The sequence below is a fragment of the Mariniphaga sediminis genome (assembly GCF_003573545.1).
Classification (GTDB): Bacteria; Bacteroidota; Bacteroidia; order Bacteroidales; family Prolixibacteraceae; genus Mariniphaga; species Mariniphaga sediminis.
Map to the genome: position 1 here is coordinate 262,242 of NZ_QWET01000004.1, position 22,318 is coordinate 284,559.

A 22,318-nucleotide genomic window follows, 5' to 3' on the forward strand; every position below is an offset into this window, starting at 1 on the left:
TTTTAATGGCAACAGCATTAACTGATTTTTCGAAACTGTGCATTCATACCATGACCACAAAACCATGGGATTTGAAACAATGTATAAAAAACTACAGTGCGAAAGGAATTCATGGCATCACCATCTGGCGTAATGTGCTCGAAGGACAAAACCTGCGGGATGCCCGCACGATGCTTGACGATTACAACATGGAAGTTGTTTCTGTCGCGCGCGGTGGTTTTTTCCCATCTGTAGAGGAAAAAAAACGGCAGGCTGCAATGGATGATAACTTGTGGGCCATCAACCAGGCGTTTCTTGTCAGGGCGCCGGTGCTTGTCCTGGTTTGCGGCGCTGACGGCCGGCAACCTCTTGAAAAGTCGCGTGAACAGATTAAAGAAGGAATAATACGTATTCTTCCTGAAGCAAAAGCAGCTGGCGTAAAACTGGCCATCGAACCTCTGCACCCCATGTATGCCGGAGACCGTTCCGCCATTAACACCCTGGCCCAGGCCAATCAAATGGCCGAAGAAATCAATTCCGATTTTGTAGGAGTAGCCGTAGATGTGTACCATTTGTGGTGGGACAATAACCTGCAACAGGAGATTCTACGCTGCGGAAAAAACGGCAACCTGCTTGCTTTTCATGTATGCGACTGGAATGTGCCGACGAAAGACTTTTTAAACGATCGTGGCTTGATGGGCGACGGCTGCATTGATGTTCCCCAAATAAGGGGATGGGTGGAAGATGCAGGATTTTCCGGTTACAATGAAGTGGAAATCTTCTCCCATAAATACTGGGCTACAGAACAAAAAGAGTATCTTGAGAAAATAAAAAATGCATATTTAAAATTTACCTGAAAATGACGATACACAAAGTAGGAATAATCATGAACGGCGTGACTGGCCGGATGGGTACCAACCAGCACCTGATGCGTTCCATTGTTGAAATTATGAAACAGGGAGGGGTGCAAATAAGCGCTACTGAGTTTATTATGCCCGACCCGATACTGGTGGGACGAAATGAAATCAAGCTGGAAAAGCTGGCAAAAATGTCGGGCGTGGAAAAATGGACCACCGACTTGGATTCGGTAATGAACGACCCGTCATATCAGATTTATTTTGATGCCCAAACCACCGGCAGGCGGGCTGATGCTGTAAAAAAAGCCGCGCTGGCAGGGAAACATGTTTATTGCGAAAAACCAGTAGCAACCGATACAGAAACAGCCCTGGAACTTTACAAGGTTTGCAAAAATGCCGGAGTCAAGCATGGCGTGGTACAGGACAAACTTTGGCTGCCGGGCCTTATCAAGTTGAAACGCCTGATGGAAAACGGTTTCTTTGGAAAAATCCTCTCGGTAAGGGGCGAATTCGGGTACTGGGTTTTCGAAGGGGACACAGTGCCGGCACAGCGGCCAAGCTGGAATTACCGGAAAGAAGACGACGGCGGCATCATTGTGGACATGCTCTGCCACTGGCGATACGTACTTGACAATTTGTTCGGCCAGGTGAAAGGGGTATTTTGCCTCGGAGCTACCCACATCCCGGAAAGGGTGGATGAACAGGGTAAGCCTTACAAATGTACCGCTGACGATTCAGCTTATGCCACATTCGAACTGGAAGGTGGTGTGATTGCCCATTTCAACTCGTCGTGGGTAACCCGTGTGCGGCGCGACGATCTGCTCACCCTCCATGTTGATGGCACCAAAGGTTCGGCAGTGGCCGGCCTGCGGGAATGCTGGACCCAGCATTACGGAAACACGCCCAAACCCGTGTGGAACCCCGATATTCAGCAACCCATTAATTTTTATGAGGGCTGGAGCAAAGTGCCGGAGCAGGAGCATTACGATAATGCTTTTAAAGCACAATGGGAACTTTTTCTGAAACATGTGGTAAAAGATACTCCTTTCCCCTGGAACCTGATTGAAGGCGCCAAAGGAGTTCAGCTGGCTGAAAAAGGGCTGGAAAGTTGGGAAAAGAAAACATGGGTGGAGATACCTGACGTTATTTAAACGCTTTCAGGATACAGTGTCATTCCCATAAAATTGAAAACCCATAATAAATAAAACGCAAAATGAATAAGACAGCGCTCATTACCGGAGGTTCACGGGGAATCGGTCTGGGCATTGCCAGGGAATTGGCCAAAGCCGGTTTCAACCTGGCTATCAACGGAGTCAGGAATCAGGAGTCTGTTCAGCCGGTGTTGAATGAACTCAGCGAATTGGGAACAGATGTGATTTACGTTAAAGGCGACGTTTCAAAAGCAGAGGACAGGGAACAGATACTCCAAACGGTAACAGATCGTTTCGGAAACCTGAATGTATTGGTAAATAATGCCGGAATAGCTCCCCGCGAACGGAAAGATATCCTGGAAGCTTCCGAAGACATTTTCGATGAAGTACTCCAAATCAACCTGAAAGGGCCGTACTTCCTTACTCAATTATTTGCCCGCCACATGGTGGAAAGTAAAAAGAAAGATCCGGGTTTTCCCTGTTGCATTATCAACGTTTCGTCGGTTTCGGCAACCGTAGCATCAACCAACAGGGGCGAATATTGTATCTCAAAAGCCGGTATTGCCATGGCTACCAGGCTTTGGGCTGCCAGGCTGGGAGAATTTGATATTCCGGTGTATGAAATACAGCCGGGGGTCATCGCTACCGACATGACTTCCGGAGTAACCGGAAAATATGACCGCCTTTTCGAGCAGGGCCTGTGCATCCAAAAGCGATGGGGATTGCCCGAAGATGTCGGAAAGGTGGCTGCTGCAATGGCCACCGGGTTGCTGCCCTACTCTACCGGACAGGTTGTGATGGTGGATGGTGGAATGACAATACAACGGTTGTAATAATTTTTATCTCTGAAAGACTAATAAAGCAGTTTTGGAAAGGGAATTTTTACAAATAATCAGGGAAAACCAGGGTATCATCTACAAAGTATGCAACATATATTGTGATACAGAGGAAGACCGGAATGATCTCTTCCAGGAAATTGTTGCCCAACTGTGGAAGTCGTTTCCATCTTTCCGGAACGAATCGAAAATAACCACATGGATGTACCGGGTAGGACTGAATACTGCCATTACTTCTTTTAAAAGAAACAAACGCAGGCCTGACCAAAACCGGCTGTCCTATGAAAATTTTCAGATGGCTGATGAAAATTATGAAGCAGAGACAGAAGAGAATATTAAGCTGCTTCACAGCGCTGTGGCCCAGCTAACAGGCGTTGAAAAGTCGATTATCCTGTTATATCTCGAAAATAAAAAATATGAAGAGATTGCCGAAATAACGGGCATTACACAAAATTACGTACGGGTGAAAATGAACAGGATAAAGAAAAAACTGAAAAAACTGATGGATAAGGAGGAATAGGGAGTTATGGAACTGAAAGATTTGAAAAAAACCTGGGAACAACTCTCGCCAGACAAGGAACTGGACGAACAACAAATCAGGGAAATGCTACGTAAGAAGACCCGGAATTTAATCGACCGGATCGATCGAAACATTCGCATTGGGTTTGTGGCACTTTTTATTCTGATTGTCTTGTTTATTCTCGACGACTTTGTTTTTGCTCCCATGCTCATTAAAAAGGTGGGTAATAATGTGGAAATTCCGGAATGGCTTGTGTTCCTGAGCATTTTCAGCAACGTTTTGATCTTTACCACTTTTATCTATTTTGTTGTGCAGTACTACCGGGTGAAAAGAAGCTGTGATATTTCCTGTAACCTGCGTGAAACACTGATAAAAATTACCGGCATTCTCCGTATCTATCAGAGACTGTTCTATCTGGCACTGCTCATTTTAACGCTTGCCATGATTCTGCAGTTTGTGTCCGGCATGTACTCAGGCATGGCGCTTGGGATAGAAGATCAGGGCATTCTTTTTTCCGATATCCCGCTGGGCAAATTACTGTTGGCTGGGGTTGTAGGCCTGACCGTTTTGGTTCTAACCGTCGGCGGTATCTACCTGCTTATGCGCTGGGGGTTCCGGCGTCTTTACGGAAATTATATCAGTAAACTAAAAAACGCCTTGCAGGAACTAAACGAAATTGAACAGTAACAATTAATTCCTGTTATCATTCCTCTTTTCCCAAAAGGGTTATTATTTTTGCCTCTCAAATTCATTCAAAAAAATGGCATTAATAAAATCTATTTCCGGAATCCGCGGAACAATTGGAGGTAAACCCGGAGAAGGACTCAGTCCGCTTGACGTAGTAAAATTTACAGCAGCTTATGCTACCTGGGCCAGGCAAAATTCAGCAAAAGAGGAACTAAAAATTGTAGTGGGCCGGGATGCCCGCATCTCAGGGGAAATGGTTAGTTCCCTGGTAGTAGCAACGCTCAGCGGAATGGGATGCCATGTCGTGAATATTGGCCTCGCCACCACTCCTACTACTGAAATTGCCGTAACCGAAGAACAGGCCGATGGCGGATTGATTCTTACAGCCAGTCACAATCCCAAACAATGGAACGCCCTTAAACTTCTGAATAATAATGGAGAGTTTCTGGATGCCAACGAAGGCGCACAGGTTCTTCAATGGGCAGAATCAGGAGATTTTGTTTTTGCCGAAGTAGATAAATTAGGAACCGTGGTAGAAAAAGATTACACATTAGTGCATGTACAAAAGGTTCTGGATTTGAAACTGGTGGATAAAGCCGCCATTGAAGCAGCTAATTTTTCCGTGGCGGTTGACGCGGTCAATTCTGTTGGTGGCATTGCCGTACCGGTATTGCTGAAGGCTCTTGGAGTAAAAAATATAGTTGAAATAAACTGCGACCCCACCGGCCATTTTGCCCATACCCCGGAGCCCATTCCCGAAAATTTAACGGAAACTTCGGAAATTATCAGGCAAAACAATGTGGACATAGGCTTTGTTGTGGATCCCGATGTAGACAGGCTGGTTGTTATCAATGAAGATGGCTCCATGTTTAATGAAGAATATACGCTGGTAGCCATCGCCGATTATATTTTAAAAAACACTCCTGGAAATACCGTTTCCAACCTTTCTTCCAGCCGTGCCTTGCGTGATGTAACCGAAAAGCATGGCCAAAACTACACGGCCGCTGCCGTAGGCGAAGTGAATGTAGTCGCACAAATGAAAAAGACAAATGCTGTAATTGGCGGCGAAGGAAACGGTGGCGTCATTTACCCCGCCAGCCATTATGGCCGGGATGCACTGGTAGGAGCAGCCTTATTTCTAACCCACCTGGCCAAAAGCGGATTAAAATGTTCCGAACTTCGAAAATCCTATCCTGATTATTTTATTTCCAAAAATAAAATCGAACTCACTCCTGAAATCGATGTAGATACATTGCTGGAAAAGGTAAAAGAAAAATACCAGTCGGAAACAATAACCGACATTGACGGCGTAAAAATCGACTTCCCGCAATCATGGGTACACTTGCGTAAATCAAATACCGAACCCATTATCCGGATTTATGCCGAAGCAAAATCTGAAAACGCCGCGCGTGAACTGGCCTCAGGAATCATCGCCGATATTCAAAGTTTTCTTTGATTTTTAAATTTGAATAAAGAAACGCTGCTTGGTTGAGGAGAATAGAATCAACCGGTAAGAATAAAATATACATTTACGCCGTAAATGTAATTTTATCCTCTTACTTTTAGAGGAATAAAATTCAAAAAACCATGGAAATGAAAAAAGCCATGAGTGAAAATCTTCAGGCACAGCCGAATTTTTATCCTGACAGCTATCCGGATTCGGGCTTTTGCCTTACGATGCCTTATGGCTCTTCTATCACCATTAAAAATTAGCAATTTAAAAATCATGAAAAAGAAAAAAAATATCGGTCTTGTTGCACACGACAACCGTAAAAAAGATATCATTGAATGGGTTACCTACAACTGGAAGGAGCTGGTTCAACACAATCTGATATGTACCGGCACAACAGGCAAGCTCATCGAAGAAGCCATTGCGCAGAAATGTGCCGAAAATGGGGTGGTCCCTCCTCTGGTTACACGTTTAATGTCAGGACCTCTGGGAGGTGACCAGCAACTGGGTGCCCTGATTTCTGAAGGGAAAGTAGATATCCTGATTTTCTTTTGGGATCCTATGCAGCCCCAACCCCACGATGTGGACGTAAAAGCACTGCTACGGATTGCCGTTTTGTATAACATCCCGACAGCTTCGAACCGTTCTACTGCAGACTTCATTGTATCGTCAAGTCTCTTTCACGAAAGTTACAAACCTATTGTGAAGGATTACGAGGTGTACATTAAAAGAGATGTGGATTTGAGCTGAGTAAGCTAAAAGTTTCGAAGAAAAGGCATAACTTTGCCAGTGCAAATTTGAAGAAGTAGAATTCCCGCAGGTTCCATCACCCTGCGGCAAAAAATAAAAAAATGTATAATGAAATCCTTTGGCTAGCCATGCTGCTGGCAAATTTCCTGCTGATTATTTTAGCCTACAAACTATTTGGAAAATGGGGTCTTATTATGTGGATCCCCGTTTCGGTGATTGTTGCCAACATCCAGGTTGTTCAAACGATAAAACTGTTTGGGCTGGCTGCCACGCTTGGCAACATAGTGTATGCTACCTCGTTTCTGGTAACCGACATCCTGTCCGAAAATTATGGAAAACGGGAAGCGAAAAAAGCAATATGGATTGGCTTTTTTAGTCTTATTTCAATGACATTGCTGATGAATATTGCCTTGTACTTTAAACCACTCGAAGGCGATGATTTTTCATTTATCGCACATGAAGCCACTACTACCATTTTTAAGCTGATGCCGCGCATTGCGCTGGCCAGTTTGGCAGCCTACCTGCTTTCTCAGCAACATGATGTGTGGGCCTTCGACTTTTGGAAAAAACGGTTTCATAAAGAAAACCAGCTTTGGTTGCGCAATAACCTCAGCACGATGGTTTCACAACTCATCGACAGCTCTGTATTTGTGCTTATCGCTTTTTACTCCGTATTTGAAGGCGAGGTCTTACTCGAAATTTTTATTACTACCTATTTTCTGAAATGGATTGTGGCTGCTGCCGATACTCCGTTTGTTTACTGGGCAAGAAGGATCTTTAAAAAGGGTGAATTTTTAATAAAATAATGATGACCTCATTCTTATAGTTCTCCTTTGTAATTCTCTGTCAAAAATCCGGGAGAATACAACACGGTCACCGCATTCTCTGCCCTGCTATATCAAAAAAAGAGCTCCGAAATCATTCAGAGCTCTTTTTTTATCGTATCTGCTCAGTATTTAAATACTTTGCATTTATACTGTTCCGCCATTTAAAAAGCGGTTATATAAAATTCTTTTGAACCGATTAAATATCCAGCGAGTAACGTTCAAATCCGGTCACTTTCAAATCTTTATCATTCTGTGCCAGATAATCTTTCACTGAAATTTTTCCGTCTTTAATAAATGCCTGGTTCACCAAAGTAACTTCTTTGTACCATTTATTAAGCGAACCCTGGGCAATTTTGTCTAACATTGCTTCCGGTTTGCCTTCCAAACGGAATTTTTCTTTGGCAATCTCCAGTTCCTTATTAATTACCTCCTGCGGAATAGAATCTGTATCAACAGAAACAGGAGACATAGCTGCTACCTGCATGGCAATGTCTTTGGCAATCTGCTCATCCACACCGGCTTTATTAAAACCAACCAAAGTAGCCAGTTTATTTCCAGGGTGAATGTAACTTACCACTGTTTCAGCTTCAATTTTTCCAAAATAAGAAAGATCGAGTTTTTCACCAATAACACCAGTCTGTTCTGTCACCTGCGCTTCAATGGCTCTCCCGTCAAGTTCAAGTGCTTTCAGCGCTTCTAAGTTTTCAGGTTTTTGCGACAAAGCAACATTCAGGATGCTATCTGCAAAAGCCACAAAATTTTCATTTTTTGCTACAAAATCGGTTTCACAGTTTAGAACAACCAATCCACCAACTTTTCTATCGTCTGTGATTTTAGCCAGAACAGCACCTTCCGATGCTTCCCTGTCGGCACGTTTGCTGGCTACTAATTTTCCTTTTTCGCGAATGATTTCGAGAGCCCTGTCAAAATTACCGTCTGCTTCAGCCAGGGCATTTTTACAATCCATCATCCCTGCTCCGGTAACTTTTCTTAGTTTTACTACGTCGGCTGTTGTAAATGACATAAAACTTACTTTTAATTTTTGTTATACTGCTGCTGTTCGCTATTCTTCTTCATCACCGGTATCGTCGTCGCTTTCCTCAATATCTTCATTCTCATCGACGTCCTCGTTTTCAACGGGTTTTTGTTCAGAAGCTTTCTTTATTTTTCTTCTGCTTTTCTTCTTCGGAGCTTCATCTTCATCTTTCCTCTCGGCTTTCCTCTCGTTCAGTCCTTCGCGTACGGATTCTACCATAGCTCCCACAATCAGTTTTATAGATTGAGAAGCATCATCGTTCGCAGGAATAACAAAATCGATTCCTTCAGGGTTCGAGTTGGTATCTACAATGGCAAATACCGGTATGCCAAGACGCTGTGCTTCACGAACGGCAATTTTTTCCTTCATCACGTCTACAATGAACAATGCTGCCGGCAAGCGGGTAAGATCAGCAATACTTCCCAGTACTTTTTCGAGTTTTGCTCTTTGACGTGTAATCTGCAATTTCTCTCTTTTCGACAGGTTGTCCCAACTCGGATCTTTTGCCAGCTTATCGATCGAGATCATCTTTTTAACAGCTTTCCGGATGGTAGGAAAGTTTGTGAGCATTCCACCTGGCCAACGTTCCGTAACGTAGGGCATTCCCACGCTCTTCACCTGTTCAGCAACCAATTCTTTGGCCTGTTTTTTCGTGGCAACAAAGAGAATTTTCCTACCTGATTTGGTAATCTGTTTTACGGCTGCTGCCGCTTCATCAATCTTTACAATTGTTTTTTGTAAATCGATGATATGAATCCCGTTTTTTTCCATGAAGATGTAAGGCTCCATGTTCGGGTTCCACTTTCTTTTGAGGTGCCCAAAATGAGCGCCTGCATCCAATAATTCCTGAAATGATACTTTTGGCATCTGTTTACTTTTTTATGATTCTAAAAGCAACCGTTGAGTAGTTCCTTCTTACGGGAAGTCTCAACCGTTTTAGATCCATATAATTTAACAATAAAAAATATTAACGTTTTGAGAACTGGAACCGTTTCCTTGCTTTCGGACGACCTGGCTTTTTACGTTCTACTTCGCGCGGATCGCGTGTGAGGAATCCTGCCGCTTTCAAATCTTTCCTCGCTTCCGGGTCAATTTTAACCAGGGCGCGAGTAATAGCCAGACGCAAAGCTTCGGCTTGGCCTTTAATTCCACCGCCGTCGAGGTTCACTTTGATATCGTATTTTTCCACCGCTTCAGCAATATTTAACGGCTGGGTAACAATATACTGCAGAGTTGTAGTTGGGAAATATTCTTTAAACTCACGTTTGTTGACTGTGATATTCCCTTTGCCTTCGTTCACGTAAATACGTGCAACTGCTGATTTTCTACGACCTATTGTATTTACTACTTCCATTTTTCTTAATTATTCGTACTTAAATCGACAACTTTTGGTTTCTGCGCCTCGTATTTGTGCTCAGCGCCAACAACTACGTGTAGGTTCCTGAACAATTGCCTTCCCAACTTATTTTTTGGCAACATTCCCCTCACGGCTTTTTCAACCAGCCTTTCAGGATATTTGGCCAAAATCTGTTTCGGCGTTTGCGAAGTCTGTCCTCCCGGGAAACCGCTGTGGCGGAAATGTACCCTGTCAGTCAACTTTTTTCCGGTAAGTTGTACTTTTTCAGCATTTATCACAATTACGTTATCACCACAGTCAACGTGTGGTGTATACTCGGGCTTGTACTTGCCCCTAAGGATTTTTGCAACCTCGCTGGCCAAACGGCCCAGCACCATATTTTCGGCATCAATCAGCACCCACTCCTTATTTGCGGTTGCCTTGTTAACCGAAACGGTTTTGTAACTTAATGTATCCACTCGTACTAAAATTTTTATTCAACATTTAACCGCATCCAGTGGTTTTTTTCAGGTTTTTCGGGCTTCCCTGAAATCTGTTACCCAAAGGAAATCAATCTTTTATACTATTTATAAGTACGGACAATAATCGGGACTGCAAAAGTATTTTCTTTTTTTTAATTACCAAAACATAACTCTCTTTTTTTCATCCGGATAAGAAATATTTTAAAATGAATTTCAATGGATTGCAATTTGATTTGATGTCAGGCCACTTCTTTTGAATCTAAACATTCTCCAATCTTCAGGTGTTTTTGCTTCAGAGAACATTATTTTCCTAAAAACGGGCAGTCATTTTTTTAGCCTGTGCAGATAATTGTTATTTTTGAAGCGAATGAAAATGAGGAACATCATATCAACCATTCTGCTTGCGGTTTATTCAATCGTTCTCGGCCACAATGTTGTTCCACATCATCATCACTTCGTAAATCCTGAGTTTTATTGTCAGCATGAAGAAGTTCAGCACAAGGGAAGTTGCTGCCATTCTTCTGTTTCTGACCACGAACATGACTCTCACCAACATCAACATTGCGATTTCAATGAGAAAATCATTCTTACAAAATCAGGCTACTTCTCCATTCTATTCCTGCCAGCTTCAACAGTTGAAATAGAATTTTCAAACCAGCGGGAAAAAGTATTTTACGCAAACTACACTGTTAACTCCTGCTCTGATCCAAATTTACGACACATTCTTCTTCGGGGGCCTCCTTTGGTTTCATGATTTATCTATTTTGTCACTTTCCCATGTTTTAGTTTTTCAATGCACTCCAATTGAGAATTTCTGTATTCAGAAATTACGGATGTGTTGTACATGAAAAGTGATACCACAGCATTTCGAACCACACTTTCAACCTATTATTAATTACGAAGAAATTGTAAATCATGAAAAAGATAGCATTCATTTTAACGATTGTCATATTTGTATTCACCTCCTGCGGGAGCGAAAAGAAGAAAGACAATGAGAAGACCCACACGCACGAAGACGGCACTGTTCACCGAAACGATGCGCATGAATATAAGGCGATGCCCGAACAGGAATCGTTTGAAGTGGAAGCCGATTCGACACAACAACATGCCGTTAAAAAGCAACATGATCACGATTATATGCATGAACATGAGGGGAAACATGATCACCAGCATTAACAGCGAAAAATTAAAAGCCAGATGCAACTCCTGTTCATCATCTGCTCCGGGATTTGCACAAGTTATTACTCACTTTACAATACTACAATGAAAGCAATACTTTATAGTATGGTTTTGATGGGGTTGTTTTTTTCATCCTGTCAGAATCAGCATACCAAAGAAGAAGCACACGGCCACAGCGGCGAGGAAGCCAGTTTTCAGTTTACTGCATACCAATCCGGGTGGGAAGTGTTTGCGGAAACAGAACCTTTTATTAAAGGTCAAACATCAGAAATTCTTGCACATATTACTAATTTATCTGATTTTTCGCCCCTGAAAGAAGGAACCGTTACGGCCAGCCTGATTGTTGGCACAAAAGGAATCAGACAAACACTCGAAAAGCCGACACGGGACGGTATCTATCTTTTTAACCTGCAACCAGATGTCACCGGGAGCGGGAGGTTACTTTTTGAAATTGCAACGCCCGACAGCTCCTATTCCGTAACCATAAACGGGGTAACTGTTTTTGCTGATGAACACGATGCTTTTCACGAAGCCGAAAAAGTGGCCATCAGTAATCCTAACGCCATTACCTTTACCAAAGAGCAATCATGGAAAATTAATTTTGCTACGGGAATGCCCCAAATGATTCCGTTTGGCGAAGTTATTAAAACCACAGCCCGGATACAGCCGGCCCAGGGAGAAGAAATGATTTTAACCGCCCAGACCAACGGAGTGGTTCACTTCAACAGAAAAATACTTTCCGAAGGCATTCAGGTATCAAACGGCCAAACATTGTTTAACCTCGCCGGTAGCCAACTGGTTGACGACAACATGCGGGTAAGGTACAATCAGGCAAAAAATAATTATGAAACGGCCAAAGCCAATTACGAGCGAATGGCAGCGCTGGCTGAAGAAAACATTGTTTCGCAAAAAGCGTTGCTCGATGCCCGCAATTCTTTTGAAAATGTCCGCCTGGTCTTTGAAAACCTTCAGCAGAATTTTAATGAGAACGGACAAGTCGTCCGGAGCCCGCAACAAGGGTACATCAAACACCTTTACGTTTCAAACGGCCAGTATGTAAATGCAGGCGAGCCCCTTGTGAGTATCACGCGAAATAAAAACCTGTTTCTTAAAGCTGAATTGCAGCAAAGTTATGCCAACAATTTGCCCTTTATTAAAACGGCAACTATTCATTCGCTCACAGATGATGCCGTTTTCACGCTGAAAGAACTTAATGGTGAAATTATTTCATTCGGAAAGAATGTCTCGGATGAAAACTACCTGATTCCGATAACAATCAGGGTAGAAAACAGAAACAGTTTTATTCCCGGAAGTTTTGTTGAAATTTACCTGAAAGCACAGCCTGACACAGAAGTTTTAACCGTACCCAATGCATCGCTGATTGAAGAGCAGGGAAGTTTTTCAGTACTGGTTCAGCTGTCTCCTGAAAAGTTTGAAAAGCGGGAGGTAAAAACAGGCAGCACGGATGGAATCAGAACAACGATCGTAAGTGGGTTGAATTTGGATGACCGCATTGTACTGAAAGGGGCCACCCTTGTGAACCTTGCCGGCGTTTCCAATACCCTCGATCCACACGCAGGGCACGTTCATTAAAAACAAAAAACAATGTTAGACAATATTATAAAGTTTTCACTAAAAAATAAACTGTTGGTGCTGGTTACGGCGGGAGTTGTAATGCTGGGTGGTTTATACGTTGCCCCGAACATGGATGTGGACGTATTTCCGGACTTAACGGCCCCTACAGTGGTTGTAATGACCGATGCCCATGGAATGGCGGCCGAGGAAGTGGAGCGGCTGGTTACTTTTCCGATTGAAACTGCCGTAAACGGAGCCACTGACGTGAGGCGGGTACGATCCAGTTCTTCGCTTGGTTTTTCTTTCGTTTGGGTGGAATTTGACTGGGGGACAGACATTTACCAGGCGCGCCAGATTGTAAGCGAAAAACTGGTTACGGTAGCCAACGAAATGCCCATTGGAGTGAGTCCGCCGGTACTTGCACCGCAATCTTCCGTAATGGGCGAAATTTTGTTTATCGGCATGCAGGCCGATTCCACCAGCATGATGGATTTACGGACTTTTGCCGAATGGAACGTAAAACCGGTGCTATTGGCAACCGGCGGGGTTTCGCAGGTAACGATTATTGGCGGAGATTACAAGCAATACAAAGTACTGGCCGATCCACAAAAAATGAAATATTACGGTGTTTCTCTGAACGAGTTGGCTGAAACCTGCGCGGGAATTTCACAAAATTCAACAGGCGGTGTGGTCCGGCAATACGGAAACGAATACACTGTGCGGGGCGTGGCACGTACATCCAACATCGAAGAACTCGGAAACTCGTTTATCAAACAGATTAATGGTGCTCCCATAAGGGTGAACGATGTAGCTGAAGTAATTATAGGCAGTGCAGTAAAGCAGGGATACGCATCACAAAATGCCACCCCTGCCATTATCCTTTCGGTTTCGAAACAACCCAATGTAAATACATTAAAACTCACCGAAAATATTGAAGCCAATCTGGCCGAATTAGAAAAAACGCTTCCACCCGATGTGAACCTCGATACAAAAATTTTTCGCCAGGCTGATTTTATTGAAAAATCAGTGGGTAACGTGCAAAAGGCACTCATCGAAGGGGCCGTATTTGTGGTTATAATCCTGTTCCTTTTTCTGGGCAGCTTCCGTACCACCATTATTTCGGTTGTTTCCATCCCCTTATCGTTACTGGTAGCCATTCTGGTTTTCAAACTGATGGGAATTACGATCAACACGATGAGCCTCGGCGGGATGACCATTGCCATTGGTTCGCTGGTGGATGATGCGATTATCGATGTAGAGAATGTGTACAAACGATTACGCCAAAACCATCAAAAACCGAAAGAAAAAAGAAAATCGGCATTTAAAGTGGTTTTTGAAGCATCAAAAGAAATCAGGGCCTCCATTTTAAATGCTACTCTCATTATTATTGTCGCGTTTATGCCTTTGTTTTTTCTCTCGGGAATGGAAGGCAGAATGCTGAAACCGCTGGGGATTGCTTACATCGTTTCGCTGTTTGCATCACTGATTGTGGCGTTGACCGTAACACCGCAGTTGTGTAAAATTTTACTTTCAACAGAAAAATACCTTTCGCGAAAACAAAAAGAAGCCTGGCTAACCCGGAAGTTAAACGCAGGCTACAGTAAATCGCTGAGTTGGATTTTGAATCATAAAACGGTTGCCATTGCTACCACCCTCGGGTTGTTTGTTGCCGCATTACTCACACTAACAACCATGGGAAGGAGTTTCCTTCCTGAATTTAATGAAGGCGCACTCACCATTTCGGCCATTAGCAAGCCAGGCATTTCGCTGGAAGAGTCGAATAAACTTGGGAACCTCATCGAGGAGGAACTACTGAAAATCCCGGAAGTAAGCACTACCGCAAGAAGAACAGGACGGGGCGAACTGGATGAACATTCGCAAACCACCAACAGCGCCGAAATCGACGTCAATTATGAACTGGATAAGAGGGAAAATGAAGCATTCCTGGCAGATGTCAGGCAAACGCTTGCTTCTATTCCGGGAATTGCAGCTACTGTAGGTCAGCCACTGGGGCACCGAATCGACCACATGCTGTCAGGAACCCGGGCAAACATTGCCATCAAACTTTTTGGTACCGATCTCAACAAAATGTTCAACCTGGGGAACCGCATAAAAAATTCGATCACAGGTATTGAAGGACTCGTGGATGTGAATGTGGAACAGCAGGTGGAAATTCCACAAATTCAACTTCGCGCCAAACGCGACATGCTGGCAAGCTACGGAATACCGGTCAGCCGGTTTAACAGCTATGTTGATGCTGCTTTTGCAGGAGAAAAAGTGGCTGATATTTACGAGGGCCAAAAAAGTTTCGATTTAATTGTGCGACTGAATAAAGACTACACTGAAAGTATGGAGGGAATAAAAAACGCACTGATTGAAACCGCTGATGGGAAAAAAGTTCCGCTCAACCAGGTAGCTGAAATTGTTTCAGCATCGGGTCCCAGTTCCATTAGTCGCGAAAATGTACAGCGTAAAATTGTAGTTTCCGCTAATGTTTCCGGACGTGATTTGCTTAGCGTGGTAAATGAAATCAAGGAGCAAATCAATGCCAACATTGAACTTCCGGAAGGTTACCGGATTCAATATGGCGGGCAGTTCGAGAGTGAAGCCCGTGCATCGCAAACATTGCTTCTTGCATTCATTGTGGCGATTATGCTGATTTTCCTGATCCTTTTTCAGGAATTCAGGGATGCCAAACTTTCCGGAATTATTTTACTCAACCTTCCGCTGGCACTCATTGGCGGCGTGTTCACCATATTTTTCACCACCGGAATCATTAGTATTCCTGTAATCATCGGTTTTATTACCCTGTTTGGGATTGCCACCCGTAACGGAATCCTGCTGGTTTCAAATTATAATCATTTACAATCGAAAGGAATTTCACCCCGGGAAACCATCATCAAAGGTTCTGTTGACCGGCTGAATCCTATTCTGATGACGGCGCTGACTGCAGCGTTGGCACTTATTCCGCTTGCCTTCAACGGTGATGCCACCGGAAATGAGATTCAAAGCCCGATGGCAAAAGTTATTCTTGGCGGACTGCTTACTTCCACACTGCTCAACATTTATATTGTACCTATTGTGTACAGTTTTTATCTAAAAAAGAAAAGTTCATGAGAAAAATATTGTTATTAACTAGTTTGTTTTTGATTTCGTTTGGAATTTCGGCCCAGACTGAAACAAGCCGGATCCTTTCAGAAATTGAAAAAAACAACACCACACTGGAAGCTTATCACAATGTAAATGAAGCACAAAAAATGGAAAACCAAACGGGGATTTACCTGGAAAACCCGGAAGTTGAATATCACTATTTGTGGGGCAATCCAATGATAATTGGAAAAAGACAGGATGTTACCGTTACACAATCATTCGATTTTCCGACTTCTTACGGATTAAAGAAAAAAATTGCCGGTGTACAAAACGAACAGGCTGATTTGGATTTCCGGATGAAGCGAAGTGAGGTGTTGTTCCGGGCAAAAACCGTTTGCATCGGGTTAACTTACCTGAATGCAATGCACGAGGAGTTAAAAAAACGGGAACAGAATGCCCGGGATATTTTTGAAGCGTACGAAGCCAAATTTAAAAACGGCGAAACCAATATTATTGAAAAAAATAAAACGCGTTTAAACCTGCTGAACGCCCAAAAGGCCATCCGTGAAAACGAAACACAACAAAACGTTTTACTGGCTGACCTCAAACGTCTCAACGGCGGGAAAGAAATTCGTTTTACACAAAGTGAATTTGCCCCTGCTGAACTTCCAGAGAATTTTGATTCCTGGTTTGAAGAAAACCGCGAACAGAACCTGCTGCTGCAAATGGTTTCCAACAAAATTGACATTCGTGAAAAACAGCTAAAACTGACCAAAGCGTTGAATTTACCTAAGTTTTCAACAGGATACATGTCCGAATCCGTTGAAGGGGAAGCTTTTAAAGGGATTGCCCTGGGAGTTACCATTCCACTCTGGCAGAACAAGAATACGGTTAAGCTGGCGGAGTTGCAACAAAAAGTGGCCGAAGAAATAGCCGCCGATGAACAGGTTCAGAGCTACAACCGGCTGAAAAGCCATTACGAGAAAGCGCAACAACTTCAGGAAACATTAAAGGACTATACCCAGGTGCTTGAATCAGTCAATTCAACAGAACTACTGAAAAAAGCACTGGATGCCGGTGAGATTTCTTTGATTGATTACCTGATGGAACTTTCGCTGTATTACGGCACCGTGGATAATATTCTTTCCATCCAAAACGAATTGAGTCAGACGCTGGCGGGACTGTATTACTACCAGTTGTAAAATATCCAATTGTTGTAAGGGAAGGTTCTCATTCCCGAAAAGGTGAGAGCCTTTCTTTTTAAATTTTCTTCCAAACCGCCAGAAACAAAACGACCCATCCGGCAATAAAACTCAACCCGCCCAACGGAGTTATCGCTCCCAGCCATTTTATGCCTGACACTGCCAGCACATACAAACTTCCCGAAAACACAATAATTCCTGCCGTCAACAGAATGGCCGACCATTTTAAGAGCCCTGACGGGTACATCACAGCCAGGATTCCAATGAGCAGCAATCCCAATGCGTGATAAAAATGGTATTCCACACCGGTTTTATACGTTTGAAGCATGTCGGTTGAAAGTTGCGATTTTAATCCATGTGCTCCAAACGCACCCAAGGCAACCGCCAGTGCCAGAAGTACCGAAGCGGTCATTAAAATTGTTTTAGCCATTTCTTTGAATTTTGTAATGACATTAACAAAATTGGAAACCGGATGTTTGATAGGCTTATGAAGTGGGCTTGGGCATAAAATTCAGTTAAAAAAATAAAAGCCTCAACCTTTTATTTCAAAAACAGGATACCAAAGGACAGCCAATTCTCCCCGCTTTCCTAATTTTGCACGGATAAAAAATCGCAAAAAATGGAAAATAAGAATAGTATTTTCAGCACATTCCCTGAAACAGCAGATTTACTGGAATGGTATAAACAACAAAAAACACACCCAATTCCGGAGATCAACGGGCATATTCATACCCCTCACTCGTTCAGTGCCTTTTCGAATATAGAACAGGCTTTTCAGATGGCTCAAACCGAAGGCATCAGCGTGTTGGGCATCAATGATTTTTACACCACAGAGGGTTACACAGAATTTGCCAGCCTGGCAACAAAGTTCAACGTTTTTCCATTATTCAACATTGAATTTATGGCACTGCAGCACGACTTGCAGGACGCCGGAATTCGGGTGAACGACCCCAACAATCCGGGACGTACATATTTCAGTGGGAAAGGATTACGTTTCCCGGTAAAAATGAGTGCCGGCTCGCAGGAAAAAGTGGAAGAATTACAGCAGGAAAGCAACCGCCAAACTTATCAAATGGTGGAAAAACTGAATGCTTTTTTTGTTGAAAACAACATTGACCTTCATTTTGATGCCGCCACCATACAAAAGGAATTGGCTAAAAATCTCTTTCGTGAACGGCACATTGCCCAGGCCATTCGCCAGGCCGTTCTTGCGAAAGAAACTACAGATGACGGAAGAAAGTTACTTTTTCAAAAAATCTTTTCTGGGAAGGAGTTACAATCGCCATTGAAAAATATTGCCAAGATAGAAAACGAAATCAGGGGAAACCTGCTGAAGTCAGGGGGTGCAGCATTTGTTCCCGAAGATCCGAAAGCTTTCCTTTCTTTGGAAGAAGTAATTGACGTTATTACTGACGCAGGCGGAATTCCCTGCTACCCCGTTTTACTGGATGACCCCAAGGGAAATTTCACCGATTACGAAGCGGATAAAAATGCACTGCTCCAGGCGCTGGTTGAGAACGACGTGTATTCCATCGAACTGATTCCGGGCCGGAACAACTTCAAAATCCTCAAAGATTTTGTCACCTTCTTTCACAAGAACGGATTTGTAATTACTTTCGGTACCGAACATAACACCCCCCAACTGGACCCGCTGAAGGTCAGCTGCCGGGGAGGAGTTGAGCTGGATGATGAACTGAAAAAAATCAATTACGAAGGCGCAGCCATTATTGCTGCTCACCAATATTTCCTCAGTAAAGGTATGGAGGGGTATCTGGATGGAAGAAAAGCCAAAATTGCTGAAAAAGAAAGTTTTATTGAGTTAGGAAAAGCAGTGATTGCATATTTCCAGAAACCTTGAAGGTTTTAAAAACTTTTAAGGTTTAAACCACTTATAAAAATCAAAAAAATCATGAACCAGGAAATACAAGATCTCATTGAAGTTTCGAGATACTACGGGCAGAACAAGTCTTACGTGATTGCCGGTGGCGGAAATACTTCTTTTAAAAATGATCAGCATCTTTGGATAAAAGCCAGCGGAATCAATTTAGGGAATATCAGTGAGAGCGGATTTTGCGTACTCGACCGTGCCAAACTGAATGCGATTCCCAACCAGCAGTTTTCGACCGACACGGTACAACGGGAAGAGGAGGTAAAAAACGCCCTGCTCAACAGCCGGGTGGATCCCGGTTCCGGACTGCGCCCTTCGGTAGAAACATCGCTACATAACCTGTTCAGCTACAAATTTGTGGTGCATACACACTCCACACTGGTAAACGGACTAATGTGCAGCAACCAGGCCGAACAAAAAACCCTGGAAATCTTCGGAGAGGAAGTTCTTTATGTACCTTACTCTGATCCCGGATATATTCTTTTTAAAATTATTGCAGATAAAATAGATGAATACAACCAAAAATTCCACCGGGATCCGCAAATTGTGCTGATTCAGAATCACGGTATTTTTGTAGCTGCCAATACTGTCGACGAAATAAAAGGCATTTATGCCGGTATTGAAACAAAACTGAAAAGCACATTTGCTGTTTTTCCTGAATCAGTGGAAATACCTGTTTCCGAAAAAATGGCAGAAATATTGCCCGCTGTGCGCATGTTACTTTCCGAAGAAAAGCTGAAAGTTGCCACGGCATTCAACAGTTCCTGGGTTGCCAACTTTATTACCCAAAAAGACACATTCGAAAAAGGACTTGCCCGGCCGTTTAATCCCGACCAGATGGTGTACTGTCTTTCAGAATACCTTTTTGTTGAGCACTCCGATACCGCCGAAAAAATAATTCTGGAGGCTCAAACCAAAATAGAAGAATTCCGGAACCGGCGGGGCATGATGCCCAAAATTATATTCATTCAGAACGAAGGGGTTATTGCTGCTGAAGAATCGGCCGTTTCTGTAGGTTATTTAAAAGATATGGTAAACGACTTCTGCCAGATAAGTATCCTTTCTGAGAATTTTGGCGGCCAGCATCCGCTCACACCAGCCCAGGTTGCATTTATCGAAAACTGGGAGGTCGAAAATTACCGCAAAAAGGTTTCGCTGGGCGGAAAAGCGCAGGGTCGACTGGAAAATAAAACGGTAGTGGTTACCGGCGCTGCACAGGGTTTTGGTGCAGGTATAGCTGAAATACTTTTTAACCAGGGAGCTAACATAGTGGTTGCCGACCTCAATGAAGAAAAGGGAAAAGAATTTGCCCGGCAACTCAATTCCAAAGGAACAAAAAACAGCGCTGAATTTGTTTCAGTGAACGTTTCTGAAGCTGCATCAGTGGATGAAATGGTACGTAAGGCAGTACTCCGGTTTGGTGGGCTGGATGTACTGATTTCCAACGCCGGAATTTTACGTGCCGGCGGCCTCGACGAAATGGAGCCTTCCACTTTTGAGCTGATGACAAAAGTGAACTATACCGGTTATTTCCTGTGCGCCAAATATGCACAAAGGGTGATGAAAATCCAGCACCGGTACAAACAGGATTTCTATATGGATATCATTCAGGTTAATTCCAAATCGGGTTTAAAAGGAAGCAACAGAAATTTTGCTTACGCGGGAGGAAAGTTTGGCGGCATTGGTCTAACACAGTCCTTTGCGCTGGAACTGATGCCATTCAACATCAAGGTAAATTCCATATGCCCGGGCAATTATTTCGATGGCCCGCTGTGGAGTGATCCCGAAAAGGGACTCTTCGTTCAGTATCTGAATGCAGGAAAAGTGCCGGGCGCCAAAACTATTGCCGACGTAAAACTGTTTTATGAAGCACAGGTTCCGGCAGGGCGCGGCTGTACACCCGAAGATGTGGCAAAAGCCATTTTTTATGTCATCGACCAGCAATACGAAACCGGACAGGCAGTGCCTGTAACCGGGGGACAAAATATGTTGAAATAGCAGTAAAAAGGAGTAATAAGTGGTGAGGAAAAATTAAGTCTGAAATATGGATGGGTTATCTGTCACAACACTCAGACCTCACTACTCAAATCTAAAAAAATATGAAAACAAAAGCAGTTCGTCTATATGGCAAGGAAGATTTGAGGCTCGAGGAATTTGAACTTCCGCAGATAAAAGAAGATGAAATTTTAGCCAAAGTAGTATCCGACAGTATTTGTATGTCTTCATACAAAGCAGCCAAACAAGGCCCAAAACACAAACGGATTCCGGATAATGTGAATGAAAATCCGGTTATTATTGGCCATGAAATGGCTGGCGAGATTCTGGAAGTAGGCGCCAAATGGCAACACAAATTCAAACCAGGGCAAAAATATTCTATCCAAACAGCCCTTTATTACGAAGATGGGCCACTTGGAGTATTGAGCGCACCAGGTTATACTTATCCGAATATTGGTGGTGATGCAACTTATGTTGTCATTCCCAGGGATGTATTGGTACAAGATTGCCTGCTGACTTACGACGGCCCCGGTTTTTATCCGGCATCAATGGCTGAACCGCTAAGTTGTGTAATTGGTGCCATGCATGCCAACTACCACACCAAGCCCGGCTCATACATGCACCAGATGGAGATTGTAGATGGCGGCAAAATGGCAATCCTCGCCGGGGTAGGTCCCATGGGATTGGCAGCTATCAACTATGTAGTAAACCGTAAAGACCGGAAGCCTTCGTTATTAGTGGTAACGGATATTGACGATGTCCGCCTGCAACGTGCAGCCGATATCTTTACAGTAGAGTGGGCTAAAGAGAATGGCATTGAACTGGTTTACCTCAATACTGCCGGGGTTGAAAATCCGGTAGAGAAACTGAAAGAAATATCAGGAGGAACAGGATATAACGATGTGTTTGCATTTGCACCGGTAGCTCCGGTTATTGAACAGGCTGACGCCATTCTGGCATTCGACGGTTGTCTCAACTTTTTTGCCGGCCCTACCAACCCTGATTTTTCAGCCAAACTGAACTTTTACAATGTCCATTATGCGGCAACTCACATAACCGGTACCTCGGGTGGGAACAAAGATGATATGGCAGAAGCCTTGGATTGCCTGAGCAAAGGCCTTGATCCAGCCGGACTGATCACCCATATCGGCGGACTGAATGCTGTAGCCGAAACGACCCTTAACCTGCCCAACATTCCTGGTGGAAAAAAACTGATTTACACGCATAAAAAACTGCCTCTCACGGCGATTGATGATTTTGCGGAAAAAGGGAAAAACGACCCGTTTTATGCTGACCTGGCAAATTTGGTAAGCAAAACCAAAGGACTGTGGAACCTGGAAGCAGAAAAATATTTACTGGAGAACGCTCCTGAAATTTAAATACGGATAATATTCCCGTCTCACTGCAGGATTTTTATTTCGTAGTGAGACAGGAATATCAAACGGTCAAAGGCTCTTTATAATAGTATGCTCTGGTTT

At 43.5% G+C, this 22,318-nt stretch carries 22 protein-coding genes; 17 read left to right on the forward strand and 5 right to left on the reverse strand.

Translation table 11 applies throughout. The annotated features are described in order from the left end of the window. Positions 1-5 precede the first annotated feature (5 nt). From D1164_RS07150 to D1164_RS07185, 9 genes are all read left to right on the forward strand, one after another. A complete protein-coding gene (locus tag D1164_RS07150; RefSeq protein WP_206610946.1) occupies positions 6-836 on the forward strand; it encodes a sugar phosphate isomerase/epimerase family protein in 831 nt (276 codons plus the stop codon). Between the two features lie 2 nt (positions 837-838). Then, positions 839-1,987 (forward strand): Gfo/Idh/MocA family protein, encoded by a 1,149-nt coding sequence (locus D1164_RS07155; protein ID WP_119349266.1) that lies wholly within the window; start codon positions 839-841, stop codon positions 1,985-1,987. Between the two features lie 62 nt (positions 1,988-2,049). Further along, positions 2,050-2,820, forward strand: coding sequence for a 3-ketoacyl-ACP reductase (locus D1164_RS07160; protein WP_119349267.1), 771 nt, complete (start codon positions 2,050-2,052; stop codon positions 2,818-2,820). 34 nt (positions 2,821-2,854) lie between these two features. Beyond that, positions 2,855-3,343: an RNA polymerase sigma factor gene (locus D1164_RS07165; protein ID WP_119349268.1), complete on the forward strand. Its 489-nt coding sequence runs from the start codon at positions 2,855-2,857 to the stop codon at positions 3,341-3,343. A 6-nt stretch (positions 3,344-3,349) separates the two neighbouring features. Beyond that, complete coding sequence (locus D1164_RS07170) at positions 3,350-4,030, forward strand: hypothetical protein (RefSeq protein ID WP_119349269.1); 681 nt, start codon at positions 3,350-3,352, stop codon at positions 4,028-4,030. Between the two features lie 73 nt (positions 4,031-4,103). Beyond that, positions 4,104-5,486: a phosphoglucosamine mutase gene (gene glmM, locus D1164_RS07175; protein WP_119349270.1), complete on the forward strand. Its 1,383-nt coding sequence runs from the start codon at positions 4,104-4,106 to the stop codon at positions 5,484-5,486. Between the two features lie 131 nt (positions 5,487-5,617). Further along, the gene (locus D1164_RS24105; RefSeq protein WP_262707162.1) at positions 5,618-5,743 is read left to right on the forward strand and encodes a hypothetical protein; all 126 of its coding nucleotides are present in this window, start codon (positions 5,618-5,620) and stop codon (positions 5,741-5,743) included. Between the two features lie 13 nt (positions 5,744-5,756). Further along, a complete protein-coding gene (locus D1164_RS07180) occupies positions 5,757-6,230 on the forward strand; it encodes a methylglyoxal synthase (protein ID WP_119349271.1) in 474 nt (157 codons plus the stop codon). Positions 6,231-6,331: 101 nt separating this feature from the next. Then, positions 6,332-7,036 carry a queuosine precursor transporter gene (locus tag D1164_RS07185; protein WP_119349272.1) on the forward strand — a complete coding sequence of 235 codons (705 nt, stop codon included), beginning with the start codon at positions 6,332-6,334 and terminating at the stop codon, positions 7,034-7,036. A gap of 217 nt (positions 7,037-7,253) precedes the next feature. Here D1164_RS07185 and tsf read toward each other — a convergent pair whose 3' ends face one another. The 4 genes from tsf to rplM all read right to left on the reverse strand — a co-directional run bounded on the left by tsf (position 7,254) and on the right by rplM (position 9,908). Then, positions 7,254-8,081: a translation elongation factor Ts gene (gene tsf, locus D1164_RS07190; RefSeq protein ID WP_119349273.1), complete on the reverse strand. Its 828-nt coding sequence runs from the start codon at positions 8,079-8,081 to the stop codon at positions 7,254-7,256. A 39-nt stretch (positions 8,082-8,120) separates the two neighbouring features. Next, positions 8,121-8,960: a 30S ribosomal protein S2 gene (gene rpsB, locus D1164_RS07195; protein ID WP_119349274.1), complete on the reverse strand. Its 840-nt coding sequence runs from the start codon at positions 8,958-8,960 to the stop codon at positions 8,121-8,123. Between the two features lie 100 nt (positions 8,961-9,060). Further along, positions 9,061-9,447 (reverse strand): 30S ribosomal protein S9, encoded by a 387-nt coding sequence (gene rpsI / locus D1164_RS07200; protein WP_119349275.1) that lies wholly within the window; start codon positions 9,445-9,447, stop codon positions 9,061-9,063. Between the two features lie 5 nt (positions 9,448-9,452). Beyond that, positions 9,453-9,908 (reverse strand): 50S ribosomal protein L13, encoded by a 456-nt coding sequence (gene rplM / locus D1164_RS07205; protein ID WP_119349276.1) that lies wholly within the window; start codon positions 9,906-9,908, stop codon positions 9,453-9,455. Between the two features lie 376 nt (positions 9,909-10,284). Between rplM and D1164_RS23630 the strand changes: the two genes are divergently transcribed. From D1164_RS23630 to D1164_RS07225, 5 genes are all read left to right on the forward strand, one after another. After that, complete coding sequence (locus D1164_RS23630; RefSeq protein ID WP_147372081.1) at positions 10,285-10,665, forward strand: hypothetical protein; 381 nt, start codon at positions 10,285-10,287, stop codon at positions 10,663-10,665. Between the two features lie 161 nt (positions 10,666-10,826). Further along, positions 10,827-11,087, forward strand: a complete 261-nt coding sequence (locus tag D1164_RS07210; protein ID WP_119349277.1) for a hypothetical protein — start codon at positions 10,827-10,829, stop codon at positions 11,085-11,087. An 87-nt stretch (positions 11,088-11,174) separates the two neighbouring features. Next, positions 11,175-12,683 (forward strand): efflux RND transporter periplasmic adaptor subunit, encoded by a 1,509-nt coding sequence (locus tag D1164_RS07215; RefSeq protein ID WP_172594373.1) that lies wholly within the window; start codon positions 11,175-11,177, stop codon positions 12,681-12,683. Positions 12,684-12,695: 12 nt separating this feature from the next. After that, complete coding sequence (locus D1164_RS07220; protein WP_119349279.1) at positions 12,696-15,782, forward strand: efflux RND transporter permease subunit; 3,087 nt, start codon at positions 12,696-12,698, stop codon at positions 15,780-15,782. Then, positions 15,779-16,957 carry a TolC family protein gene (locus D1164_RS07225; protein WP_119349280.1) on the forward strand — a complete coding sequence of 393 codons (1,179 nt, stop codon included), beginning with the start codon at positions 15,779-15,781 and terminating at the stop codon, positions 16,955-16,957. The genes D1164_RS07220 and D1164_RS07225 overlap by 4 nt, the downstream gene beginning before the upstream one ends. A 58-nt stretch (positions 16,958-17,015) precedes the next feature. Here the strand turns inward: D1164_RS07225 and D1164_RS07230 are convergent, their stop codons facing one another. Continuing rightward, the gene (locus tag D1164_RS07230) at positions 17,016-17,387 is read right to left on the reverse strand and encodes a DUF423 domain-containing protein (RefSeq protein WP_119349281.1); all 372 of its coding nucleotides are present in this window, start codon (positions 17,385-17,387) and stop codon (positions 17,016-17,018) included. 189 nt (positions 17,388-17,576) lie between these two features. On the opposite strand from D1164_RS07230, the gene D1164_RS07235 reads away from it, so the two are divergent. The 3 genes from D1164_RS07235 to D1164_RS07245 all read left to right on the forward strand — a co-directional run bounded on the left by D1164_RS07235 (position 17,577) and on the right by D1164_RS07245 (position 22,219). Beyond that, positions 17,577-18,815, forward strand: a complete 1,239-nt coding sequence (locus tag D1164_RS07235; RefSeq protein WP_119349282.1) for a hypothetical protein — start codon at positions 17,577-17,579, stop codon at positions 18,813-18,815. A gap of 51 nt (positions 18,816-18,866) precedes the next feature. After that, a complete protein-coding gene (locus D1164_RS07240; protein ID WP_119349283.1) occupies positions 18,867-20,843 on the forward strand; it encodes an SDR family NAD(P)-dependent oxidoreductase in 1,977 nt (658 codons plus the stop codon). A gap of 101 nt (positions 20,844-20,944) precedes the next feature. After that, the gene (locus D1164_RS07245) at positions 20,945-22,219 is read left to right on the forward strand and encodes a zinc-binding dehydrogenase (RefSeq protein ID WP_119349284.1); all 1,275 of its coding nucleotides are present in this window, start codon (positions 20,945-20,947) and stop codon (positions 22,217-22,219) included. The last annotated feature ends 99 nt before the right edge of the window (positions 22,220-22,318 follow it).